The sequence below is a fragment of the Deltaproteobacteria bacterium genome (genome assembly GCA_016933965.1).
Classification (GTDB): Bacteria; Desulfobacterota; Syntrophia; order Syntrophales; family UBA2210; genus JAFGTS01.
In genome coordinates this window covers 1-24317 of the sequence record JAFGTS010000048.1, presented here as the reverse complement: position 1 = coordinate 24317, position 24317 = coordinate 1, and the positions used below count along the sequence as shown (strand labels likewise).

At 52.7% G+C, this 24317-nt stretch carries 18 protein-coding genes; 14 read left to right on the top strand and 4 right to left on the bottom strand.

Going from position 1 to position 24317, the window contains the following annotated elements:
• Positions 1 to 283 (bottom strand): WD40 repeat domain-containing protein (locus JXO48_12005; protein ID MBN2284605.1); only part of this gene is annotated, 283 nt, incomplete at its 3' end.
• Positions 284 to 1127: 844 nt separating this feature from the next.
• Positions 1128 to 2201, bottom strand: a complete 1074-nt coding sequence (locus JXO48_12000) for an NAD(P)H-dependent oxidoreductase (protein ID MBN2284604.1) — start codon at positions 2199 to 2201, stop codon at positions 1128 to 1130.
• 169 nt (positions 2202 to 2370) lie between these two features.
• Between JXO48_12000 and JXO48_11995 the strand changes: the two genes are divergently transcribed.
• The 12 genes from JXO48_11995 (at position 2371) to JXO48_11940 (ending at position 21656) form a co-directional block, all read left to right on the top strand.
• Positions 2371 to 3705 (top strand): phosphoglycerate kinase, encoded by a 1335-nt coding sequence (locus tag JXO48_11995; protein ID MBN2284603.1) that lies wholly within the window; start codon positions 2371 to 2373, stop codon positions 3703 to 3705.
• Between the two features lie 216 nt (positions 3706 to 3921).
• A complete protein-coding gene (locus JXO48_11990; protein MBN2284602.1) occupies positions 3922 to 4791 on the top strand; it encodes a MurR/RpiR family transcriptional regulator in 870 nt (289 codons plus the stop codon).
• 390 nt (positions 4792 to 5181) lie between these two features.
• Complete coding sequence (locus JXO48_11985) at positions 5182 to 6141, top strand: TAXI family TRAP transporter solute-binding subunit (protein MBN2284601.1); 960 nt, start codon at positions 5182 to 5184, stop codon at positions 6139 to 6141.
• Positions 6142 to 6188: 47 nt separating this feature from the next.
• Positions 6189 to 6671 (top strand): DUF1850 domain-containing protein, encoded by a 483-nt coding sequence (locus JXO48_11980; GenBank protein ID MBN2284600.1) that lies wholly within the window; start codon positions 6189 to 6191, stop codon positions 6669 to 6671.
• 2 nt (positions 6672 to 6673) lie between these two features.
• Positions 6674 to 8662 carry a TRAP transporter permease gene (locus JXO48_11975; protein ID MBN2284599.1) on the top strand — a complete coding sequence of 663 codons (1989 nt, stop codon included), beginning with the start codon at positions 6674 to 6676 and terminating at the stop codon, positions 8660 to 8662.
• Positions 8663 to 8704: 42 nt separating this feature from the next.
• Positions 8705 to 10834: an acetate--CoA ligase family protein gene (locus tag JXO48_11970; GenBank protein MBN2284598.1), complete on the top strand. Its 2130-nt coding sequence runs from the start codon at positions 8705 to 8707 to the stop codon at positions 10832 to 10834.
• Positions 10835 to 10877: 43 nt separating this feature from the next.
• Positions 10878 to 11642: an enoyl-CoA hydratase/isomerase family protein gene (locus JXO48_11965; protein ID MBN2284597.1), complete on the top strand. Its 765-nt coding sequence runs from the start codon at positions 10878 to 10880 to the stop codon at positions 11640 to 11642.
• A gap of 255 nt (positions 11643 to 11897) precedes the next feature.
• On the top strand, positions 11898 to 13664 hold the full coding sequence (locus JXO48_11960) for a glutaconyl-CoA decarboxylase subunit alpha (protein MBN2284596.1): 1767 nt from the start codon (positions 11898 to 11900) through the stop codon (positions 13662 to 13664).
• Between the two features lie 526 nt (positions 13665 to 14190).
• Complete coding sequence (locus JXO48_11955; GenBank protein MBN2284595.1) at positions 14191 to 15906, top strand: long-chain fatty acid--CoA ligase; 1716 nt, start codon at positions 14191 to 14193, stop codon at positions 15904 to 15906.
• Between the two features lie 66 nt (positions 15907 to 15972).
• Positions 15973 to 17370, top strand: a complete 1398-nt coding sequence (locus JXO48_11950) for an NAD(P)/FAD-dependent oxidoreductase (protein MBN2284594.1) — start codon at positions 15973 to 15975, stop codon at positions 17368 to 17370.
• 224 nt (positions 17371 to 17594) lie between these two features.
• Positions 17595 to 20255, top strand: coding sequence for an aldehyde dehydrogenase family protein (locus JXO48_11945; protein MBN2284593.1), 2661 nt, complete (start codon positions 17595 to 17597; stop codon positions 20253 to 20255).
• 258 nt (positions 20256 to 20513) lie between these two features.
• A complete protein-coding gene (locus tag JXO48_11940; GenBank protein ID MBN2284592.1) occupies positions 20514 to 21656 on the top strand; it encodes a Fic family protein in 1143 nt (380 codons plus the stop codon).
• 136 nt (positions 21657 to 21792) lie between these two features.
• On the opposite strand, the gene JXO48_11935 is transcribed toward JXO48_11940, so the two are convergent.
• Together JXO48_11935 and JXO48_11930 are read right to left on the bottom strand one after the other, a co-directional pair.
• Positions 21793 to 22161, bottom strand: a complete 369-nt coding sequence (locus tag JXO48_11935) for a hypothetical protein (GenBank protein MBN2284591.1) — start codon at positions 22159 to 22161, stop codon at positions 21793 to 21795.
• Positions 22162 to 22230: 69 nt separating this feature from the next.
• Complete coding sequence (locus tag JXO48_11930) at positions 22231 to 22599, bottom strand: hypothetical protein (protein MBN2284590.1); 369 nt, start codon at positions 22597 to 22599, stop codon at positions 22231 to 22233.
• A 593-nt stretch (positions 22600 to 23192) separates the two neighbouring features.
• On the opposite strand from JXO48_11930, the gene JXO48_11925 reads away from it, so the two are divergent.
• Both JXO48_11925 and JXO48_11920 read left to right on the top strand, forming a co-directional pair.
• Positions 23193 to 23717 (top strand): lipocalin family protein, encoded by a 525-nt coding sequence (locus tag JXO48_11925; protein MBN2284589.1) that lies wholly within the window; start codon positions 23193 to 23195, stop codon positions 23715 to 23717.
• Positions 23718 to 23901: 184 nt separating this feature from the next.
• Positions 23902 to 24317, top strand: a 416-nt coding sequence (locus tag JXO48_11920) for a hypothetical protein (protein MBN2284588.1), incomplete at its 3' end; no start/stop codon positions are given.

The window sequence follows — 24317 nt, the reverse complement described above, 5'->3', positions numbered from 1 at the left end:
TCCCCGTGGTGCCCCAGACACCCCAGAGGGTTTGAGTGGTTCCGCTTGTCATCGGTGACCAGGCGCTCCCGTCGTAGCGAAGGATCGTGCCGCCATACCCCACGGCAAAGACATCGCTCCCCGAGGTGCCCCAGACGCTAACAAGATCGTTTCCCTGAGCAATGGGATTCTGCCACGTCCACTCACCCGCCTTTGCGACGGTCATTCCTGAAAGTCCGGAAAATATGAACAGGAGACAGACGATACCTGCAACATGGTAGAGACGTGCAGTCGTTCTCTTCATAATACTTCCCCCTCTTTATTAGACAAACTACTGCGCTTCATTACGTATAGTTAAGACTTTATCTGCAGGATACGTTAGCGTTGTTTACGTTTTCGGGATTTCCTGTAAGAGAGAGATCAAGATTTCAGAATGAGGATCCGGATGGTCATTCACAAGCATACCCGTCTGACACCTATGCAGTGGAAGGAGACCTACCACGCCTACTATGAGGAGCGGAAGAAATTGATTTATCCGGCGCGAGAGTATCATTGAGCAGTATTACACCGACAACGGCAAGGAGTATCGGGGTACTCCCGCGCATCATGCTTTTATGTGGTTACGCAAAGCAAAGAGTATCGAACAGGATTTCAACAGGGTACGGAAACTTAACACCAACGGGAAAGCCGAACGGGTCATCCAGACCATAATGGAACCGTGGCATGAATAAACCCTTTTACCTCATCGGCACATCGCAAGATAGAACGTTTGAATGAATAAACATAACAATGTGATAACTAAGTTTGAATAAACAATAAATAAATATCTAATGCAAGGAGAATTTTAGTGACTATAAAATGGATATGGGATGCTCATCGAGTGTACATTAAGAAAAGATTACATGTGGAAGCGGTGTTCTGAGCAATAAGGCAATTTGAAGGACTTGCAGATGTAGCCGATAATCGTTACCTGAGACATTTTGCATGTTCTTGATCGAACATTACGGGAGAAAAGCTGCCATACAAGCGCAACAGGCTCGTTCATAGAACACAGGAGAAGTTTTGACTCGAAAAGGTCCTTACACACTTTGTCAAGATAACTCCGTCCTACGGCATATGAGTCAAATGTAGATTTGACCCCTTTATTTTTATCTTCCAAAAAGATCGTTCATTTTCATCAGGATCGACGCATCACCCTCCACCGTGTATTGTTTATCCATGAATGCCTGCGTGCCGTCGAGCTTTCCGGCGATGATATCCATCCAGACCGGGAAGGGTGAGGTGATCGTAATGTCAGGCCTGTCCAGGGCCCCCACTCCGGTCTTGATGCTCCGGTCCATGATGGTTATGTGGCATGTTCCCGATACATCGCCGGAAAAAACGAACTGCATGGCGGCCTGCATGCCTTCCGCCGCCTCCGGTTTGAATCCCATGGCCATGATGGTCAGGAAGGTTTCCAGGGAGTCCGGACGGGGAAGCATGCCCCGTTCCGTGAACTCCTGGGGGGTGATACCTTCAGTAATGCAGGTTTTCCACATGAGATTGCCGATCTGGAAAAAGCCCTTGTCGTCATCGGTGACCGGCTGAAGGACCTCGGCCATGGTTTCGGGACGTATCTTACCTTCCTGAACGAGCTCCCGGCCGGCCTGTCGTGTCGCTTCCAGGATGCTTTTCGCCCTGTCCCTGGCAAAAGGTGTGGTCATGGCTTCCGCGTTCGGGCGATAAATTTCCGCCGCCACGTAGCCCAGTCTGCCGTATACGGAATTGAACCAGCTTGAAAGCTGATCAAAAACCGAATCCTCCGGAAAGCCCGCCACGGACAGCATGACCAACCGGGGATGCCGGCGTCGCAGCGGATGGGTGGTCTTCTCATCCAGTTCCGCGAAGAAAGGCTGCAATATCGGGAGGGTCCGTTCGATGAACACCTTGAGTTCCGCATTCATAAGAAAATGGTACAACGGTGTTCCGTACACCACCAGGTCCGATTCAAGCCACTGGGGAAACAGCTCACGGGTCATGTCGTCTTTGTGAACGCATACGCCCGGTGTCTTGGTCCAGCAGGTAAAACAGCCAATACACCTGTTGATCTTCTTTTTACGAAGCTCCACTTCGATTACTTCCGCTCCGGCTTCCCGCATTCCTCCCACCAGAGCGCCCATCAGCAATCTTGTCTTGCTTTGACCCGCTGCACGGGGGCTGCTGTCAATGGCCATTACCTTCATAGTCGATCTCTCCCTGTTGTTTTATGCAGTACCATCCTTATATATCTCGTTTCGATACATTCTGTCACGCATTACGTGGAAAAAACATGTGGTCGGGCCTTGCAATATACCATAATATGCGTCACAAATGCAGGTGCGACCTCTTTGACGCGGAAGGATGAGAAAACGTATGGATAAAAATTCTTCAACAGCAACCGCGAAACCGGCGGCTGATCCGAAGCTGCCCCTTCTTCAGGATGCCGGCCTTGAAAATAAGGTCGTTCTCATCAGGGTTGACCATAATGTGGTTAAAAAAGGCAGGATCCAGGATCCTTTCAGGATAGACCAGACCATCGGTACCATCTTCAATGTGGTCGCCAGGGGCGGCAGGCCCATCCTCATGACCCACGTCGGCAGGCCACGGGATGAACAGACGAAAAAGATCACTATGAGCGAATCGACATCGGTGGACCCGATCGTCGGCTATCTCGAACATAAGCTGCACCTGAAAATCCATGTCCCCCGTTTCAGCGAGGATAAGGACGGGGGTATCGCGGGGATCGATACGTCGATAAATCTTGCCATCAAGGATCTGAGAGAGAAGAAGATCGACGCGATCTACCTTCCGAACACACGGTGGTTCCGGGGGGAAGAGGCACCGTCCGAGGAACGGGATGCCTTTACCCGGCAGCTTGCGGGCCTCGCGGAGATATTCGTGAATGATGCCTTCGGTTCATGGCAGCCCCATGCTTCCACCTTCAACATTACCCGCTACCTTCCCTCCTTCGCGGGTTTTCTGATGCAGCGTGAGATCCAGAACCTTGATAAGGTGCTTAAGCCGGAGCGGCCGTTTGTTTCCGTCGTGGCCGGCGCAAAATATAATACAAAGATCGGGCCGCTGAGCGAAATTTACAAAAAGGTCGATACGCTCATTCTCGGCGGCGTCATTTATAATACTTACCTGTGTGCCAGGTACGGTGTTTCCATAGTGGGAGTATCTGAGCAGGATATCGATGCCGCGGCAGACCTCGTCGCCATAGATGCCCGTGACAGGAAGATCCTTGAACTTCCCTATGTGTATGAATCGGACACCATGGAGGGTAAACTCGACGGTCATTTCAGGGTTCGCAGCATAAAGGAACTGAAGAAGGGGATGAAACTCGGCTTCATTCTCGATATCGCCGGTGAATCATTTGACGATCCCCGTGTTTCCGATACGATCAATTCGGCACGTACGATATTCGTCAACGCCGTCATGGGGTATACCCCGTTTTTCACCGAGGGCTCCACTGTGATGGACCGGAAGATAGACCGCAACAAGAAGGCGCGCAAGCTCTATGGGGGCGGGGACACCCTCCAGGAGTTCAAGGACCTCAACCCCGGTCTGTACCTTTCGGTCATGGATGATTCCCAGTATTATTTCTTTACCGGCGGCGGCACGGTCCTCAAGGCGATCGAGCAGGGGACGCCCTATGGCCTTGAACCGGTCAGGGCCCTCATCGAGAACGGCGGCAGACAACCCTGATCTCCAACCCCCCAATACCGTTTCAATGACCGCTTAAAAGAGATCCATGCCTCGCCACGGCAGCGGCCGGCTGCAATATAACCAGGCAAGGGTCAACGGTAGACTTGACCCCTTTGGGGGGAATTTTTTTCTTGACAGGGGTAGATGCTGATTGTATGGAACACAAATGGAAGAAAAAATTTCATTTTTAAAATAGAATGAAGGATATCTTTCATCATGCCGTTCGATTCGTTTCTTGCAGAGAAAAGAAATGACCTTACCGCGGCTCAACAACAGGCGCTGAAATACATTACTGAAAATTATGACGAGACCATTTTCCTGACGGCTTCGAGCTTATCGCGGCGCATTGGTGTCAGCGAGGCGACCATCGTGCGACTTGCCCAGGCCCTCGGATTTGACGGTTACCGGGGGATGCAGAAAATGTTGCGGGAGAATTTCCAGAATCGTCTCTCCACCGACGCGCGGCTGAAGCAGACCGTTAAGCATGCCAAGACGGATGAAGAGGTCCTTGTCAAGGTCATGCAGGAAGATATCCGGAATCTGACCCAAACGCTCAAGTCCCTGTCGATCGAAACCTTCCATCAGGCGGTTACGGAAATGGCAGCTGCCCGGAAGATATTCGTCATCGGATTAAAGGGAAGTCATTCAACGGCGGTCGTGCTTGCACGATACCTCGGTTTTTTACGGGAGGGAATATATCTGTTGAAACCGGAGATTGGAGATATCTGGGATTCCTTCCACGAAGTTGGGGAGGGAGATCTGGTGATAGGTATCAGCTTTCCGCGCTATCCCCGGACCACGATAGAGGCCCTGGCATATGCGAGAGAGCAGGGGGCCAGGGTCGGGGCAATCACCGATTCGCTGTTTTCTCCTCTTGCGGATCATGCGCACTGGGTGCTTCCTGTAAAACATCGGCTGGAATCATTTATAGAATCCTATACCGCAGTTATGAGTCTGATCAATGCGCTTCTTACGGCACTGAGCATTCAAAATCCCCAGGAAACATTGAAGGCACTGAAAAAACGGGAAACTCTGTGGAAGAAGAAAGAGATCTACTGGACGACACATGAGAAAAACGGTGCCTGAAATTATATCTTAAAGATCAGTCTATTCTGTCGGAACTGAAAATTGCAGCGTTAAACATGCGTGGCTGTTGAGATGGTTCTTTGAAAATTGAAGAACATTGGAGAGGTATTCGTATACGTGACGGGGGCATGCGATGTAAGTGTCCGATATAAAGGCATAAATATAGAACAAGAGAGGGTCTGTGACGATCACCCGGAAAAGAACTTTCGGAAGGATCCCGCTGTTCCATCATGTTCTTCAATTATCCGGGAACGCAATAGCCGGCACAGTATGAAGCACGAATTTTTCAGGAAAGAATACGTAAGAAGGGAGGTAAAAGTAAGGGGGCTTGCTGTTTACAGCCTGTATGATTTTAGAAAGAAAACATGATCCAAAAGTAAGGAGGTCAACATGAAAAGAGTATTGTACGCGATTCTGGTGTTTTCCATGGTTATGTGTATGGCCGTCGCTGGTCCGGCCGTTGCTGAGACGAAATTTCTCACCATCGGTACAGGAAGTCCGGGGGGTGTCTATTATCCCCTTGGCGGTGGGATGTCCGTTGTAGTGCAGAAAACGGTGGACGGCATCAGGTGCGCGGCCGAATCGACGGGTGCCTCCGTTGAGAACAGCCGCCTGGTGGGTATCGGCGATACCGACATGGGAATGGTCATGGGGAGCGTTGCTTACAAGGCCATGAACGGACAGGAACCATTTGAGAGGAAATTCCCCATTGTGGCTCTGTTCCAGATGTACCCGGCCCCGGAGCACATTGTGACCACCGCACAATCGGGGATCAAGACCCTTGCGGACCTGAAAGGGAAGAAAGTATCGATCGACGTTCCGGGGAGCGGTTGTTCGACCATGGCCAAGGCAATTCTGGAAGCGGCCGGCTTCGACCTTGAGAAGGACCTGACGCTTGCCAACCTCTCTCAGTCGGAATCCGTCCAGGCTCTGAAGGACGGCATTGTCGACGCCTGTTTCTTTAATTTTGCCTATCCCGGGTCTGCCGTGATGGACATTGCCGCCACCAGGGACCTTGTTCTGGTTCCCGTCAGCAAAGAGCTTGCCGACAAGGTTGTCAAGGCGAATCCATACTACCTGCAGGTGACCATCCCCAAAGGGACCTATGATGATGTTGAGTATGACGTTCTCTGCATCGGTGATTCCAACGTGATGATCGCCAACGAGAACATGCCCGATGACATTGCCTATAAGGTCACCAAGGCCATCTACACAAACGTGCACGAGGGCAAATACGCCCTTATCAACATTCATCCGATCGCCGCTCAGTTGACGCCGGCGAACGCGGTCAACAGCCCGATACCGCTTCACCCGGGTGCGATGAAATATTTCAAGGAAGCGATGAAATAAGATTAGTGAGCCCGGCCGGTTTCATGACCGGCCGGGCACCCGTAACCATGTGCGTGAGAATTATATCCATTGTGTTCTTCTTGATCCAGGTGGTTTGTATCTCTGCCTTCGCGGGGGAGAACGCCGATCTCCGTCTTCAGGTGGTTGAGCAGCCCGGAAATGCGATCCTGCTGGAGTTTCAGGTGGAAAGGGGGGACCTCTTTTATATCGATTATATCCATTCTTCCGATCACACACCGGTTCATGACATCTTTCGAATGGATGAGGGAGGGATCGTTCTTGTTGAGGAGGATTTTGACTGGTACGGCTCGGGACTGGAGTCCCTCACGAACGATGGGGCGAAGGTTTCCTTTTCCGGAGATAAAACGCGGGTCCTGCTGAACCGGAAATGTCCCCGGTTCCTGCTTCGTGTGGGGCGGGTGGCGGGACACGTTATTACATACAAGGATACAAGCATTCCTTTGCTTTCAATAGCGGATGGTGGGGATTCGGTATGGATCCGCCTGGTGAAAGAGGGGGGGAAAGAGTGACCATGGAAGAGAAAAAAAGAGCCTATATAGATCACACCCTTGAGGAGGAGATCAGCAGCGCGGAGAGTGCCGCGCAGGAACTGCTGGAGGAGTTTGAGAAGAAAAGGACATATAAGGGTCTCGCGGGTCTGGCGATCACTGTTATCGCTATCGCGACGTCATGCTACCATCTGGTGTATGCCTACCTTCATCCCTTCTTCGCCCTTGATCACCGGGTGATACACTGGCTTTTGATGTCGATCCTCATCTTTGCCCTCTATCCTTTTGCAAAGAAACGGTCCCCAAGACACAGGATGTCGGTTCTCGACTGGCTTTATCTGATCGTTTCCGTCGGCATCTGTTCGTGGATATTTATTTATTCCGTGCCCATACTCAACCGGGCAGGTACGTTTCTGACCATCGATGTCGTTATGGGGTCCGTCCTCATACTGCTGGTGCTGGAAGCTTCACGGCGGTCGACGGGGCCCGCCGTCCCGCTTATCGCGATCATTTTTATCTGCTACGCACTGTTCGGTCCCTATCTGCCCGACGTCCTTTCCCATCGGGGATACAGCATCAAGAGAGTGTCCACCTATCTTGCCCTTTCCACGGACGGGGTGTTCGGTGTTCCCCTCGGCGTCTCGGCGAACTTCATTCTCCTGTTCATCCTCTATGGGGCCCTGTTGCGGAAGACGGGAGCGGGACAATTCTTCACCGATGTAGCCTTCGCGCTGACAGGCTGGTCGCGGGGAGGACCGGCAAAAGCAGCCGTTGCTTCAAGTACCTTTTTCGGGATGATATCCGGGAGTTCCGTGGCGAACACGGTGACGACCGGGTCTTTCACGATACCCCTTATGAAACGAACGGGATACCCGGGATATTTTGCCGCGGGGGTCGAGGCGTCATCATCGACCATGGGGCAGATCATGCCCCCCATCATGGGTGCCGCCGCTTTCATCATGGCCGAGTTTTTGTCCATTCCCTACTTCAAAGTATGTGTCGCCGCGGCGATACCCGCGACGCTTGCCTTCTTCTCAACCTTCATGCAGGTGCACTTCAGGGCCGTGTCATTGAATCTCACCGGACTGCCGAGAGCGGACCTGCCGAAGATCAGAAAGGCCTTTGCCGAAGGATGGCATCACGTGTTTTCCATCTTTCTTCTCATCTATTTTCTCATGGGCAATTATTCCCCTGAGAGGGCCGTGTTCTGGGCCATCACCGCGACGGTCGTGTCGTCTTTCATAATGAATGTCATCAAGAGAAAGTCTCTCAAAAAATTTGGATTATTGATCCTGGAAGGTATGGAGGAAGGTGCCACGGGAGCGGTTGAAGTGGCAGCCGCCTGTGCCGCGGCGGGCATCATCATAGGCTGCATCACGATGTCAGGGCTGGGGATAAGGTTTTCATCCCTCGTTGTTGACGCGGCCATGGGGCATCTCTACCTGGCCCTGCCCTTCACCATGATCGCCTGTATCTTTCTTGGCATGGGAGTTCCCACGACCGCCCAGTACATCATCATTTCGTCCCTGGTCGCTCCGGCCCTTGCGCAGATGGGAGTGATCCCCATCGCCGCCCATCTCTTCGTCCTCTATTTCGGCACGAGGGCCGACATCACTCCACCGGTCGCCCTGGCCGCTTACGCCGGAGCGGGGATCGCAAAATCAGATCCCTGGAAGACGGGGCTCAACGCATTTCAACTCGGGATAGCAGGTTTCATCATTCCCTTCATGTTCGTGTATGCGCCGGAGTTGCTCATGATCGGAAGCCCGTGGGCCATTCTGATGAGCTTTCTGACGGCGGCTTTCGGGATCGTCTGTCTCGCGGCCGGTGTTCAAGCCTGCATGATCATCAGGGCAAAATGGTACGAGGTCATTCTATTCCTGGCCGTAGCGTTTCTGATGATAAAGCCCGGTCTCCTTACCGACGGCATAGGGATAGTCCTGTTTGCCGTGGCATACGGATCACAATGGATAAGAAAAAAAAGGATGACGGCTACCACAGCTGTTGCATAGGAATTACCCGTAATGAGTAATATCAACCAAGGGGGTGACGGTATGAAAAGATCATTGGAAAAGGTTTTTAATCCCGGCTCGATCGCCGTGATCGGGGCATCGGAGGTTCCGGGAAAGGCGGCCGAACGGAGGACCAGAAGTCTTATCAAGGCAGGCTACACAGGAGATATTTACCTTATTAACCCGAAACGCGATGAGCTTTTCGGGATGAAGGCATATCACAGCATAACGGAGATACCCACGGAGGTTGATCTGGTAATGGTGGTCGTCGCCCCGAAATTTGTTTCCTCAGCCGTTGCCGACAGCATCAAAATGGGTGCGAAGGGTATCATCATTATCACGGCGGGCCTCGGAGAATCAGGCGAAGAAGGGAAACGGATAGAAGCGGAGATCCTGAGTGAGGCGGCAAAGACGGGGGCCTACGTCATCGGTCCGAACTGCAGCGGGATGTTCAATGCCTCGGCGAACATCAATATGCTTGGGATCCCCACCATCAATAAGGGCGCGATCTCCATTCTCACACAGAGCGGCAATGTGATCGATTCATTGACACACTTTGCGAACATGAAGGGGTGCGGTTTCAACAAGATGATCAATGTCGGCAACGCCATCGGGGTCAAATTGGATGAATATGTCACCTACCTGAAGGACGATCCCGATACAAAGGTCATCGCAACCTATCTTGAAGGCATTCGAGGGGGGAACGAACTGGTCAGGGTCGCCCGGGAAGCGGCAAGAACCAAACCGATCATCGCCCTCAAGGTCGGAAAATCGAGTGCGGGGGCACGGGCCACCGCTTCTCACACAGGTTCATTGGCCGGTGATGATGCGATCGTGGACGCCGCTTTCAGACAGGCGGGTATCGTGAGAGTGTCCAATCCGGATGAAATGATCGACATGGGAAACGTGTTTTCCAAATGTCCGCTTCCGAAGGGTGACAGGGTGGTCATCATGTCAGAGGGTGGCGGTGACAATTCCATCGCGGCGGACAATGCCGAAAAGTATGGTATGCAGGTCCCTGTCCTCAGCAAGGAAACGCAGGAAAAGATACTTCCCGTTCTGCTCGCGGGGATGCCCGCTCACAATCCCATTGATTATGGCGGAACGGCGGAGGAAAACCCCCATGTCATCACCGAATGCGTCAAGGCCTGCATGGAAGCTGATGAGGTTGATGGAATACTGATAACGGGCTTCTTCGGCGGGTTCTTCGATATTATCGCTCCCCACATTGCTGAGCTGGAGGAACAGACGGCGTGGGAGCTTGTCGATCTGGTCAGGACGTATCAGAAGCCGCTCATTGTCAACACGAGCTACGCCAGGGATCCCATCGCGGCTCTCGACATACTAAAAGAGGCCGGGATCCCCGTTATCGAATCTTCCGACAGGGCCGCGCAGTGCATGAGTGCCCTCATGCGTTTCGCCGTCGTGCAGAAAAAGATCCGGAACATGCGCCTGCCCGAAGGAACGGTCACTGAGCGGCCTGAGATCAAAGCGCTGTTTTCAAAGGTCACGAAGGAATCGCGGCATAACCTGCTTGAAACGGAATCGAGAGAACTTCTCGCCGGATATGGCGTCTCCCTGCCGGATGCGGTGCTGGCAAAGACCGCGGCGGAGGCGATGGAAGCAGCGGACAGGTTGGGCTATCCGCTGGCCATGAAGATCGTCAGCCCTGACATCATTCACAAGTCGGATGCGGGCGGGATCAGGCTCAATCTCTCGAACGCCGATGAGGTTCAGGCGGCGTTTGATGAGATCGCCAGGAACGCTGAAAAAGTGACGACCCGCGACAAGATCGTCGGGGTACTGCTGTCGCCGATGGTTCCTCCCGGTCAGGAATGCATCATCGGCATGGTCAGGGATGCCCAGTTCGGTCCGGTCATCATGTTCGGCCTGGGAGGGATCTTTGTAGAGGTGTTGAAAGATGTTTCATTTCGGGTGGCCCCGCTCGCCGATGAAGATATCGACGAAATGATCAAGGAGATAAAGGGATACAGGATCCTGACCGGTGTGAGGGGGGAAAAGCCGAAGGACATTGAGGCAATAAAGGAGGTTCTTTCGAAACTGTCCGGGATCGTGATCGATAATCCGGAGATCAGCGAGGTGGACCTCAATCCCGTGATCGTCCATGAGAAAGGGCTGTCGATCGTGGATTCCAGGATATTGATCGCATGAGATCATTCATGAAATACAACAAATATTGATGAGAGGTGAAGATATGGATTTCGAATGCATCATCTATGAAAAGGGAGATGGTATCGCCACCATCAAGTTGAACCGGCCCAAGGTTTTGAATGCCATGAACAAGCAACTGTGGGTCGAGTTCCAGGTTGCCCTGAAGGACGCCGGGGATGATCCCGAGGTCAAGGTGCTGATCATTACCGGTGAGGGGAGGGCCTTTTCCACGGGGGCGGACCTCAAGGACTCAAAGGATAGGACCATCGAGGCCTACCGCGACTACCTTATCGAGCTGCAGGAGGCATCACGGAAGGTCATACGATTTGAGAAGCCGACGATAGCTGCCATTAACGGTTACGCCCTTGGTTCGGGTTATGAACTGGGACTTGCCTGCGATGTCAGGATCGCCGCGGAGGAGGCAAAGATAGGTTCCCCCGAGGCCAGGGTGACCTCTTCCGTTACAGGGGGTGCCATGAGGCTTGTGCAGGACCTGATAGGGCCGGGAAAGGCCAAGGAACTTCTCTTCACGGCCGAATATGTCGATGGAAAGGAGGCCGAGCGCATCGGTCTGGTTAACAAGGCAGTCCCCCTCGATCGATTGATGGATGAAACGATGGAAATGGCAAAGAAGATGGCGGCCAATTCCGCATTCTCCATCAGGATGATAAAGAAGGGCCTCAATATGGCACGCGGTGAGGTGAGTCTGGAGGCGCTTATGGAGTATGAAGTTGAGGCATGCCTGGCCTGTGTTTCAACAAAGGAGCGACAGGAATCCCTCAAGGATTTCGAAGAAAGAGAAAGGTAGACGAGCAGGGACGAAAACGTATTTGTTTGTCATCTGGTGTTTCCACAGAAACCACTGTGTTCCCGGCGGGCGTGATCGTGCCGTGTCGGATGGTGTCTTTCCGGACACCTGCGCTATGCTTCGTATGTGAAGAGTATGCGCGGGATCCCAAGTGAAGGTTCTGCGGACATCTGCATGTTCATCATTGCCCGGGACCAGCCGGGCATCGGAAAGGTAAACCGGTAGAAGAGCCGGTAGGGAGTGAGGAGATGAGAGATGATACCCTATATCAAGATGGAGCCCTTCGGCAAGCCGTTGCGTGACCGTCAGCGGGAGCGGATGTCGGAGAACGTGGCGAAGGTGGAAGAAGTAATTGCCGGCATCGAGGCCGAGGGGGAGCGGATAAGGAACGTGGGGATCCCCGTGGAGAAGGTGCACGAGCGGGGGCAGATGACGGTCTGGGAGCGGATCGAGTACCTGGTGGACCCGGGCACGTTTTGTCCCTTGCACACGATCTTTGATCCCGAGCATGAGGAGTCGGGCAGCACGGGGGTGGTGGACGGCCTGGCGCGGATCAACGGCCGGTGGTGCATGCTGATCGGGTTCAACAACAAGTGGATCGCCGGGGCCTGGATCGCGGGGCAGCCGGAGAACAATCTGCGGGTGACGGACATTGCGAAGATCATGAACCTGCCTCTGGTGTGGCTGGTGAACTGTTCCGGGGTGAAGTTGCCGGAGCAGGAGAAGATGTACGCGAACCGGCGGGGCCAGGGGACCTGTTTTTTCCGTCACGCCGAGCTGGAGAAGCTGGGCATTCCGGTATTGGCGGGGATCTACGGGACGAATCCGGCCGGCGGCGGCTACCAGGGGGTCAGCCCCACGATCCTGCTGGCCCACAGGGACTGCAACATTGCCGTGGGCGGCGGGGGTATCGTGAGCGGCATGAGTCCCAAAGGGTTCTTTGACCAGGAGGGGGCGGAGCAGTTGATCGAGGCGACGCGGCGCTTCAAGCAGAAGCCCCCGGGACGGGTGGAGATCCACTATGACGAGACGGGGTTTTTCCGTGCCGTCTTCGAGGAGGAGACGGACGTGCTGGATGCCCTGCGGGAATATATGGGGAAGATCCCCGCCTATGACCCGGGGTTTTTCCGTCTGGCCGAGCCGGCGCCGCCGAAGCACGATCCGGCGGAGATCGCCTGTCTAGTGGAGATGAACCAGAAGAAGGGCTACGATTTTGACAATGTCCTGGCGCGGCTGGTGGACAGCTCGGAGCACCTGGAGTTCCGCCCGGGGTTCGGGCCGGAGGTGTATACGGGGCTGGTGATGATCGACGGGTTTCTGGTGGGGGTGATCGGGAACCGGCAGGGGTTGCTGCCGAACTATCCGGAGTATACGAACGCCTATAACGGGGTGGGCGGCAAGCTGTACCGGCAGGGGCTCATCAAGATGAACGAGTTCGTGACCCAATGCGGTCGGGACCGGATCCCGGTCATCTGGTTTCAGGACACCACGGGGATCGACGTGGGGGACATTGCCGAGAAGGCGGAGCTTTTGGGTCTGGGTCAGTCATTGATCTACTCGATCGAGCAGACGGGTGTTCCCATGATGCTGGTTGTCCTGCGCAAGGGGACCGCGGCGGCGCACTATGTGATGGGGGGTCCCACGGCGAACAATCACAATGCCTTTACGTTGGGGACGCCGGCCACGGAGATCTACGTCATGCACGGTGAGACGGCGGCTTCGGCGAGTTATGCCCGGCGGCTGGTGAAGGAGAAGGATGCGGGTCGTTCCCTGGAGCCGGTGATCGAGAAGATGAACGAGATGGTGAAGCATTATCAGGAGAGTTCCCGGCCCGTCTTTTGTGCGAAGACGGGGATGGTGGACGAGATCGTGCGGTTCGAGAAGATACGGGATTACATGGTTGCCTTTGCGGGCGGGGCCTATCAGAATCCGCGGTCGATCTGTCCGCGGCATCACCTGATGCTGCCGCGGCTGATACGGTCGCAGGTGGTGCGGGGCCTGGAGCGGCCGGCGGCGGAGTGACAAAGTGACAAAGTGACAGAGCGACAAAGCGACAGAACGATGAAGTGACAAAGTAACAACATTTACATCATGAAACGTGTGATAGTAAGCGTTCCTTAAATTCCCCCTTTGGCAAAGGGGGATCAAGGGGGATTTTAAAAAAATGACCGGGATATACCTCCGCACAATATGCCGTTATGATACGGCGCTTCCGTTGGCCGAGGGGGTATTTGTCGGTATCCTGCATTAGGCACGCGTCACTCCGCATACCCCAGGAATAGCCCTTGACACATGAGGGGGGTTATTCCTATACTTTTATCCATTCTTATCAATACTAATAGCAGTCTGACGACATCATCCTATATATCCTGTCACAAGATGTTTTATTGAGGCGCTCCATGTGTCGCAGTACCAGAGGAATGTGATAACTGTTTCTCGATAACGAAGCATATGCCGGCTATGATCGGGCAACCTCTGTCCGGGCCTTTGGTAACATAACGAACTTCTCTTATTATTGTGTTTTTGAACCCAGCAGGAGGGCAAAAATATGAAGAATACAGAGAACAGTAGTGATCTTAATGGGATCGGTGATCGACGATGGCATGCATCCTATGTGGCCGGGGTGCCGAGATCCGTCGAATTCGAGGATATCACCATGCCGGAGATCCTTACCAGGACAGCAGAGAAATATCCGGAGCGGTCGGCGATCCTCTTCATGGGAAAAGAAATATCCTATGGCGAGCTTGAGCGATTGGTCAACCGCTTCGCGAACGTCCTCATTTCCCTGGGTGTAAAACGAGGCGACAGGGTTGCTCTGCTCCTCCCGAATATCCCCCAGATCGTGATCGCCTTTTACGGGATCTGGCGAATGGGGGCCATTGCGGTACCCAATAATCCCTTGAACACCGACCGGGAGCTTGAATATCAGCTCAACGATTCCGGCTCCACCATTCTGGTGACCCTGGACCTCCTTGCACCCCGGATGCTTGCTCTCAGGCCGAAGACAAAACTCAAACAGATAATCACCTGCCATATAAACGACTACCTTCCATTTCCTGTAAAGCAACTCTTTCCTCTCATCAAGAAGGGGATGTATGTGAAATACGAGAAGGCTCCGGGCTACGATCAATTCCTCGATCTGATGAAGCATGCATCCCCTGAATTCAAGGGCGCAACTCCTGCTCTGGACGATATTGCCTTTATCCCATACACCGGTGGGACCACCGGCATATCCAAGGGGGTTGTTCTTACCCACCGGAACACCACGTGCAAGAACCAGATAATGGAGGCCTGGTTCGGGGAGATGAAAGGTTCTTATGAGAGAGAGCTTGCAGTATTCCCCTTCTTTCACCTGGCGGGCATTGTTGCCGTCATGATATTTACTGTAAAAATGGGATGGACGGATGTTCTGGTTCCCCGGCCCGAACCCCGGGCAGTGCTGGACATGATGATCAAGTATAAAACAACCGTCATACCGGCTGTTCCCACGATCTATGTGGGGCTTCTGGGTCTACCGGAGTTCAAAAAGGCGGACCTCTCTTTCGTCAAAGGCTTCTTTTCCGCAGCGGCTCCCCTTGCGATCGAGACCATAAACGACCTGAAAAAGGCCACCGGTGCCACTATCGTGGAGGCTTACGGCATGACCGAGTCAACGGGCCTTATCACCCTGACCCCATGGAAAGGCACGCAAAAGATAGGGAGTGCCGGTGTGCCGCTCCCCAATACGGACATGAAGATCGTTGACCTGGAGACGGGGGAGAAAGAGGTCCCGGTGGGTGAAGAGGGGGAGATCATCTTCCGTGGTCCCCAGATGTGTCAGGGCTATTACAACATGCCGGAAGAGACGGCGAAAGCAAAGAGAAACGGCTGGTTCCATACCGGTGATATTGGAAAGATAGATGAAGATGGATATATCTATATCGTCGACCGGAAGAAGGACATGATCATTGCCGGGGGTTATAACATCTATCCAAGGGATATAGACGAGGTCCTCTTTGAGCATCCGAAGGTCCTGGAAGCCTGCGCCGTGGGCGTGCCGGACAAGTACCGGGGGGAGACCGTAAAGGCCTTTGTGGTCGTCAAACCGGGAGAGGCCCTCACCGAAGAGGAACTCAACACGTACTGCAGGGAGAATCTTGCCGCCTACAAGGTGCCGAAGATATACGAGTTCATAGACGCCCTTCCCAAATCGTCGGTCGGCAAGGTTCTCAGACGGGAATTGAGAGACCTGGAGATGAAAAAAATGGAGAAGGAAGTTCCATGATCCTCCCTTCAGCGGGGTGTCCGGTTCTTCTCACAAAGTGATGCAGGGCAATACGGGAGGTGCGCGGTGGCTGGATTTCTCAAGGGTAAAAAAGTGATCGTTGTGGGGACGGGGATCGGCGGTTCCGGTGTGTCCGCCCTCCTGGCGAAAGAAGGTGCTGACGTCCTGGTGCTTGAGCGCAACCCCTTTCCCGGTGGAAAGGCTGCGAGCTTCGATCGTGAAGGGTTCGTCTACGATTCGGGCGTGCACTGGCTCGCAAGGGGAGCGCGGGGACCGCTGGGAGAGATAGCCCGGGAGGTCGGCGCGGAGGTAGCGTTCCGCTCGATCGATGAAGGGATACAGTTCAATATGGGGGGGCGATCCGGTACGCTCCCCGTCGATATGGATGATGAACGTTCCATGAAATCGTTTTTTTCCGAGATGGGGGTGCTCCCCGAACATATCTCCGGGGCATGGTCATTTGTAACGGATGTAATGCGTGAAAGAACCCCCGGCGAACTGGAAGAGCTTGACGGTGTTTCCCTTGCCGACCATGTTCTGCGATTTACCCCGGACGAGAGATTTTTCGGACTGATCGAGGCCTTCACGGGAATATACATGGTTATCGGTCCGCGCCAGTCTTCCGCCGGAGAGTTCATCATATGCCTATCCACCCACATACGTGAGAAGAGCCTCTCATACCCGCTCGGGGGGATGCGGGCTGTTCCCCTGTCGTATCTGAAGGCAATGGTGGATGCAGGGGGGGAGGTTCGCTATTCATCGCCGGTCGAGGGTATCGTCGTTGAAGGGGGACGGGTCAAAGGGGTCGAGGCCGATGGATTCATCGCCGCAGACATGGTGATCAGCAACACCGGGATCAAGGAAACGGTGGACCTTGTGGGGCGCCGGTATTTCCCGGACGATTATGTGAAGATGGTGGACAATCTTCGTCTTTCCTATGGGGGGGTGAGCGTCAAATACGCGCTTGACGCCGAGGTTGTCAAACCCCATATCATCTTCCATTACCCGGACATGACCGATGCAAGAGCGGCAGAGCGGCAGGCGGCGGTATTCATTCCGGTACCTTCAGCGGTCGATCCTTCCCTGGCACCGCCGGGTTGCCAGATGGTCCTGGTTGCCTCCCTGGCTCCCCAGGGGCTGGAAGATCCCGAAGCGGAAGACAGGATCTGTGAAGAGGTTATCAACCGCATAGAGAACACGATGATTGACATCTTCCCCGATATCGAACGTCACGTGATATGGAAGATGCGGACCAATACCCGGTATATAGCCCAGATATCCGGACGGAGAACTGGGGAGGTTGTCGGCCTCGCGCAGAATCGGCATCAGGTCGGCAGGAACCGGCCGAAAAATCAGACCCCCGTGGAGGGACTGTTTCTGGTAGGCGCCGATACCGGGGGAAGGGGTGTCGGAACAGAGATGGCCGCCGACAGCGCACTATCCCTCTGGAGAACATTATCCTGAAGGGGTCAAGTCTACCGTTGGCTCTTGGTAGCTGAAGAAAATCTGGGGACGCAATACTTATACATTACCTGGTGATGCCTGCACGGAGGCAGGAAATATACGTGTGCCGTCACCGGGTGAAATGGTTTTTTCACCGTCTTCGGTTCACATGTGATAGTGTTCTCAAAATGATATTCACAGGTCAGGCAGTGTAAACAGAATCCGGCAGGGAGGGTTGGATCTCAATGGAACGCTATAAATTATTTATTGATGGTGATTTTGTTGACGCAGAGAGTGGGAAGACCTTTGAATCGATAGACCCGGGTACCGAGCTGCCTTTCGCGGAGGTCGCGCAGGCCGGCGAAGCCGAGGCAAAAGCGGCGATCGCCGCTGCCCGGGAAACCTTCGACAGTGGAGTGTGGAGCGGATTGTCCCCGTCGGCGCGTATGGCGAAGATACAGGATTTTGCCGACCAGGTGGCACAGCAGGGTATCCGTCTGGCCGCGACGGAAAGTATGGATTCGGGCCAGATCATATCACTTGCCAAGTTCGGACCGCTGCTCGGCGTAGGAGTCCTGCGAAACCTCAGCCTTCTCGCGGCTACGAAATTTCCCTGGGAGGAAGAGATCCCCGTCTCCGGCAATGTATTCGCGCCGGGCCGCGAGTTCATCCGCCGGGAACCCATAGGGGTCTGTGTCAGCATCATCCCCTGGAACTTCCCCATGAGCCAGGCGTTCTGGAAGATCGCGTCGGCGATCAGCATGGGGAATACCATGGTTCTGAAACCGGCTACCTACACCCCTCTCTCAGCCCTCATTATTGCTGAAGCAGCGCAGGCTGCCGGCATACCGAAAGGGGTGATCAATGTTCTTGCCGGCCCCGGAGGGGAATTGGGGAACATCCTGTGCACCCACCCGGATGTTGACAAGATCAGCTTCACCGGGAGTACCGAGGTAGGACGTGAGATAATGAAAATGGCGTCCGGAACCGTAAAGAAGGTAACGCTCGAGCTGGGCGGCAAGTCGGCCAACATCATTCTCGATGATGCCGATATGGACCTGGCCGTGGAAGGCGCGGTGTTTGGGACCTTCTTTCACCAGGGACAGATATGTGAGTCAGGCACCCGTGTCCTGGTCTCATCGAAGATCTATGAAGAGTTCCTTGAAAAGATGAAAAAGCGAGCGGAATCGCTCCGTATCGGCTATCAGCTGGACCCGTCGGCCCAGTTGGGACCCCTTGTCAGCAGGGAACAACTGGCCACCATTGAACGGTATGTAAAGCTGGGGAAGGAGGAAGGTGCGGAACTGATCACCGGCGGCACGCGTGTCGAGGTCCCGGGGATCAGCGGAGGGTATTATTACGCGCCCACCATCTTCGCGAACGTGGACAACAAAATGCGCATCGCCCGGGAAGAGATCTTCGGCCCCGTGGTCTGCGTTATTAAATATGATAGTGATGAAGAGGCAATCGCCATCGCCAACGACTCCATCTACGGCCTTGGAGGCGGCGTGTTTTCCGGAAACCACGCCAGGGCGGAGCGGATCGCCCGTGAAGTGAAGACCGGGACCATGTGGATCAACAATTACCACATCTTCGCCGATTTCTGTCCCTTTGGCGGCTATAAGCAGTCAGGGGTGGGACGCGAACTGGGGCTTGCCGGATTACATGAATATACCCAGGTCAAGAGGATACATGTGAACGCCCTCGCCGACCACCGATCCAATATGACCTTCCAGATCATGTCGGATAATAAGCGGGTGGATGGTTTTTCCTACAATTGCCCGACCAATGTCGTGGCGGGCCATGGGAGCCTGAGCGCGATATACAAAGCCGTCGCGGAACTGGGATGCCGCCGGGCGATGATCATGACCGATCCGGGGGTTGCCGGGGCCGGGTTGGCCCGGATGGTGGAAAATGCTCTGGTCGATCATTGCGTCGGCACCTACGACGCGATCCCGTCGGACCCTGATCTTGGATCAGCGGACGCCGCAACGGCGAAGGCCCGGGAACTCAATGCGGACTGCATCGTCAGTGTGGGAGGCGGGAGTGTTATCGATACGGCCAAAGCGGTATGCGTGACCTTGAAAAACAGAGGCCGGGCGAACGACCATCTGAATTTCCTGGCACTCACCGAGCCTCAGGTCCCTCATATCTCCATACCGACGACATCGGGAACGGGCAGTGAAGTGACCCAGGTCGCTGTATTGACCAGTGCAAGCGCTGGACGGAAGCTCTTCATAGTGGACCGGTATATAGTTCCGAACGTTGCCATTCTCGATCCGCGATTTACCATGACGCTGCCCAAAGACCTGACGGTGTACACCGCAATGGACGCGCTGACCCACGCCATCGAAGCCATGACGAGCATTCTGTCGAACCAGATCTGTGACGGACAGGCGTTACACGCGATACGTCTCATAAAGGAAAACCTGCCCCTCGTCGCCATGGATGGAAAGAATGAAAAAGCCCGTCTCAATATGCAGATAGCCGCCACCATGGCGGGATGGGCATTCACGATCGCGCAGACCGCCCTGGCTCACGGTATGGCGCATACCGTCGGGACATTGCACCACATTCACCACGGGGCGGCGTGCGGGATTCTCATTCCGAAGGTGATGCGCTATAATGTCGACCATGCCGCCGATAAACTGGCCCTGGTCGCGCAGGCACTGGGGATCAATACGGCCGGCATGTCGGAGCGTGATGCGGCAATGGCGGCGGCGGACGAAGTGGAATCACTGATGAAGGAGATAGGCCATCCTCTCCGGCTTCGCGAAATGGGTGTCCCCGAGGAAAGCCTGCCTGCCTGCGCGTTCCACGCACTTGCCGATACGGCGAATCTGTTCAACGCGCGACCCGTGAACGATCCGGCGGATATTCTGAAGATCTACATGGAGGCATTTTAAAAGGTGCTGGGGCAGGGTTTGCGATCACATGTCAGAAAACTGACTTAATGTCTTGATCAATTTTCGGAGGTCAGGTCGATGGCATGATCATCAAAGGTCATAAAACCTGCAACAGCAGCAGGCAGGACTTATTTTACAGAAATATGTGACAAGTATATTGACATATATTTTTATGTGATGTATTCAATACCATAATAACATTGATAAAAACAGTGACAATAACAGTGACAGAAACATTGATAGAAAATGGTAATAAAAATGGATGAAAACAGCATTGTAAAGATCCATACATTCAAATCCGGGAATTTCGTATTCAGCAGTAAGTATGACCGCACAGCACTGGGCTCTAAAGTTTACGGTCTGACGTTACTATACAAGACGGTCATTTCTTTGCCAATGCTTCCAGATTGGTCTACTCGTTTTAATGATGAAATTATCAAGAAATCTATTTTTGGAACCGCAGCCTTGGAAGGCAACCCCCTTACCGAGGAAGAAGTGGGTAAAATAATCGGGGAAAGTGAAAAAAGAAAATCCGTACAAAGGGCGGAGCAGGAAATAATCAATCTAAAGACGGTCTATGAAACGATAAGACAACAAGAGCCTGTAGAACAGCCGGTGAAACTGACGGAGGTATCAATAAGGGAGAAACATAAATTAATTACCAAAAGCATAGAATTTGCAGCAAATGTGCCTGGAACTTATCGAAATCACGTGGTCAAAGTAGGAGACAGAGACCACGGTGGGGTATACACCCCCCCCAAATGTCTGCCCGACATCCAGAACCTTATGAAAGAATTTTGCAAATGGATCAACAGCAAGGAAATAATGGCTCTTGATGCGGTGGTCAGAGCGGCGCTGGCACATTACTATCTTGGGTTAATCCATCCCTTCGGAGATGGAAATGGCAGAACAGCCAGAGCCGTTGAAGGCTTTCTGCTTCGTGTGTCCGGAATTAAATTGGTTCCGACCATGCTGTCTAGCTATTACTATAGAAACATGGACGACTACTTCTGGTCTTTTTCTTTGGCCAGAAAAAATAAGGATCACGATGTAACACCATTCATCACGTTTGTATTAGATGGAGTAATGGATTCTCTGAAAGAGATAGAGGAAGGTGTTGTATCACACCTAAGAATATTGCTTATGAGAGATTTCGCAGCTTTCCTTAGAAATGCAAAAAAAATAACCCAAAGGCAAAAAGACTTAATTGACACAATGCTCGAGCATGGATCCTATGCCGGGATAGTGCTGCAGGACTTAATACACAACTTACCTTACAAAACTCTTTACCGAGGAACATCGGAGAGAACTGCACGGCGGGATCTGAAGAGATTATGCGATCTTAACTTGCTCCTTGCAGAGCAAGGCAAATATAAGCTGAACTTCGCCACATTTCAGTAATCGGTAAGGTAAAGGGGTCAAGTCTACCGTTGACTCTTGCAGCCGATCGCCGATTGCAATTTACAATAAGGTCAAGCCGCCGGTGAGGAATATATTGTCAGCAGAGGGGTCTGTGCGCTCAGCGCCGGCTGGATCATTAAATATATCCCGCTACCACTAATCCGGAAAAGAACGTGAGAATGCCCAGAAACAGGGAGATATAACCGGTTCGTCGGTGCCAACGCCGCAGTTGCTGAATTTGTGAGCGGATTTTGAACTGTAGATGCCCGAGAACGGGGGTGCTCATGGCGAACAGGACCGCGGTCAGACCCAGCCAGGCATGAGGAACCGTGAAGTGGCCTCCTCCTCCCTGAGAGACCATGACGACTGCCGCTGCAAAGCCGGCGCCGAGGCAAAACGCTCCCGTAATTCCTGCGGGGCGATGAAATCTCAGCCACCAGTGCTTTTTCCGGAGAAAACTTGCCACAAAGATCCCCACAGCCATCAGGAGCAAGCCGGTGCCCATGAATGCTACATGAATATAAAAAGGATACATCAACACACGCCTCTAATCTTTCAAGAAAAGGGCCGGACTCTACTCAACGGTTATTTTTCCTGAAGCAGAGCCGAATTTGTTGCATGTTGCCTTTACTTCGATGACATCGCCCCGCGCGGCATCAAGCTTGTATGTGTAGGAGAAGGTTTCGGAAGGCTGATTCGTGTAACTATGGGAGGCGACCGATGTGCCGTTTTTCATAATTTCGATCTTGTCTATGTAATGACCTGCGGAGAATCGGGTGTGAGTGACGGCAACACTGAGGACCTTGGCCTCCAGGTCATAGGATAGCAAGACCTCTTGAGGGGGATGGGCACCGACACCCCCGGGGATGAGGGGTATCACCATGAACACGGTCACGATGCTTGCAATAAAAAAAGTGATGCGAAGGTTTCTTTTATCAGACATGATATCTGTTCCTTTCTCCCAAGATCTATTGTGATACAGAGAAAAAAGAGCCCATAAAAACTCACATATTTGGAGAAAAAGTATAGGGAAAACATTGTCCTATGTCAATCGAAACTTGCCACCAAAGAAGCAAAGCAAAAGCTAAGAGGTCAAGTCTACCGTTGACTCTTGCAGCCGATCGCACATTGTAATCCTGCATAATTGAGGGAAGTCGCAAGGCAAACAGGAAAAAGCTATTTTTTATCACCGCGATTTAGGGACACCAATCGTGTCAGTTATCATCAAACACTCCCTTTACCTTCCGCTTGAGCTTCTGGTAGTATTCAAAGAAAAAGGTGGCATATAAATGGATCTAGTTTTCGGGTTTATAGGTTTTGTATGCCTGGTAGTGATCATCTTTCTCATATGCTGGAAGATTAGCGGGATCATTTTCAAATAAACAGCATCTTGTTTTCTCACAACACGTTAAGCAGGAATTCATGCCCTATATCAATATTGTGTCAATACGAAAAAAAGACATAATCTCTTTTACCCCGACGTGGCTGTGCCACGCGGTTGAAGCAGGTCGTTACATATATACCGATATGAAAACCATGAGAATGATACTGATATTTTTAACTTCCCTGGTATTGGCTGGTTGTCTGGGGATGCCGGAAACAGTAACGCCGGTGAAGCAATTTGAGCTGAACCGCTATTTGGGGAAATGGTATGAAATAGCAAGATTAGACCATTCATTTGAGCGCGGGCTTGAACGGGTTACGGCCGACTATTCAATGCGTGAAGATGGCGGAGTTGCTGTTGTGAACCGTGGCTACTCACCAAAAGAGAATGAATGGAAGGTGGCAAAAGGCAAAGCTTACTTTGTTACTAATGAAAATGAGGGCTACCTTAAGGTTTCATTCTTCGGGCCTTTTTATGGTTCATATGTGATCTTTGAGCTTGACAAAGAGAGTTACGAATATGCTTTTATCACAGGTCCTGATACATCATATTTGTGGTTGCTCGCAAGAACACCGAAGGTGCCGCGGGAGGTAATCGATACATTCATTAAAAGATCAAAAGGTCTGGGTTTTGATGTTGATACGTTGATTTTCGTGCGTCACGATGAAAATGCCTGATAAGCGGGTCAACACTGTGTGCCCCTTGAATCCCTATGGGAGGTCATTATGGACTGATTACGGATACCCCGTTCCTCGAAAGAAAGCGGGGTTTTGTGTGTTAAAGAAAGTATGCAGGTATATTGAAATGGAACAAAGGGAACGGGGGTGACAATAAGGGCTTTATCTTAATTGGAGGTCAGTAATGCATCCGCTTATAGATGAAAATATGGTCGATGTTATTCGTTCTACCGGAAATACGAGCGAGAATCTTCCCAACCGTGTGGAGGTTCTGGAGGCCTTTAAATTACCCTATGATCGCAGAGCCGAAAACGTGATCATTACCGGGTGCCAGATCATCGGAGCTATGCCTCAGGTTCTGCAAAAGTTGATCCGCATACTGGACCGCGGCGGCGTCACCTATACCTTTCTCTCAAAAGAATATTGCTGCGGGAATAATCTCTACCGTCCGGCGATCAAAGAAAGAGATGAGGAAGCGATGGCCGAATGCCGGGCCCTTTCCAGAGAGTTCGTTGGATTGAATATCGAAAAAGCAAAAGGACTGGGTGCTCAGCGGCTCATCATTTTCTGTTCCCCCTGTTATCCTATATACAAGCATGC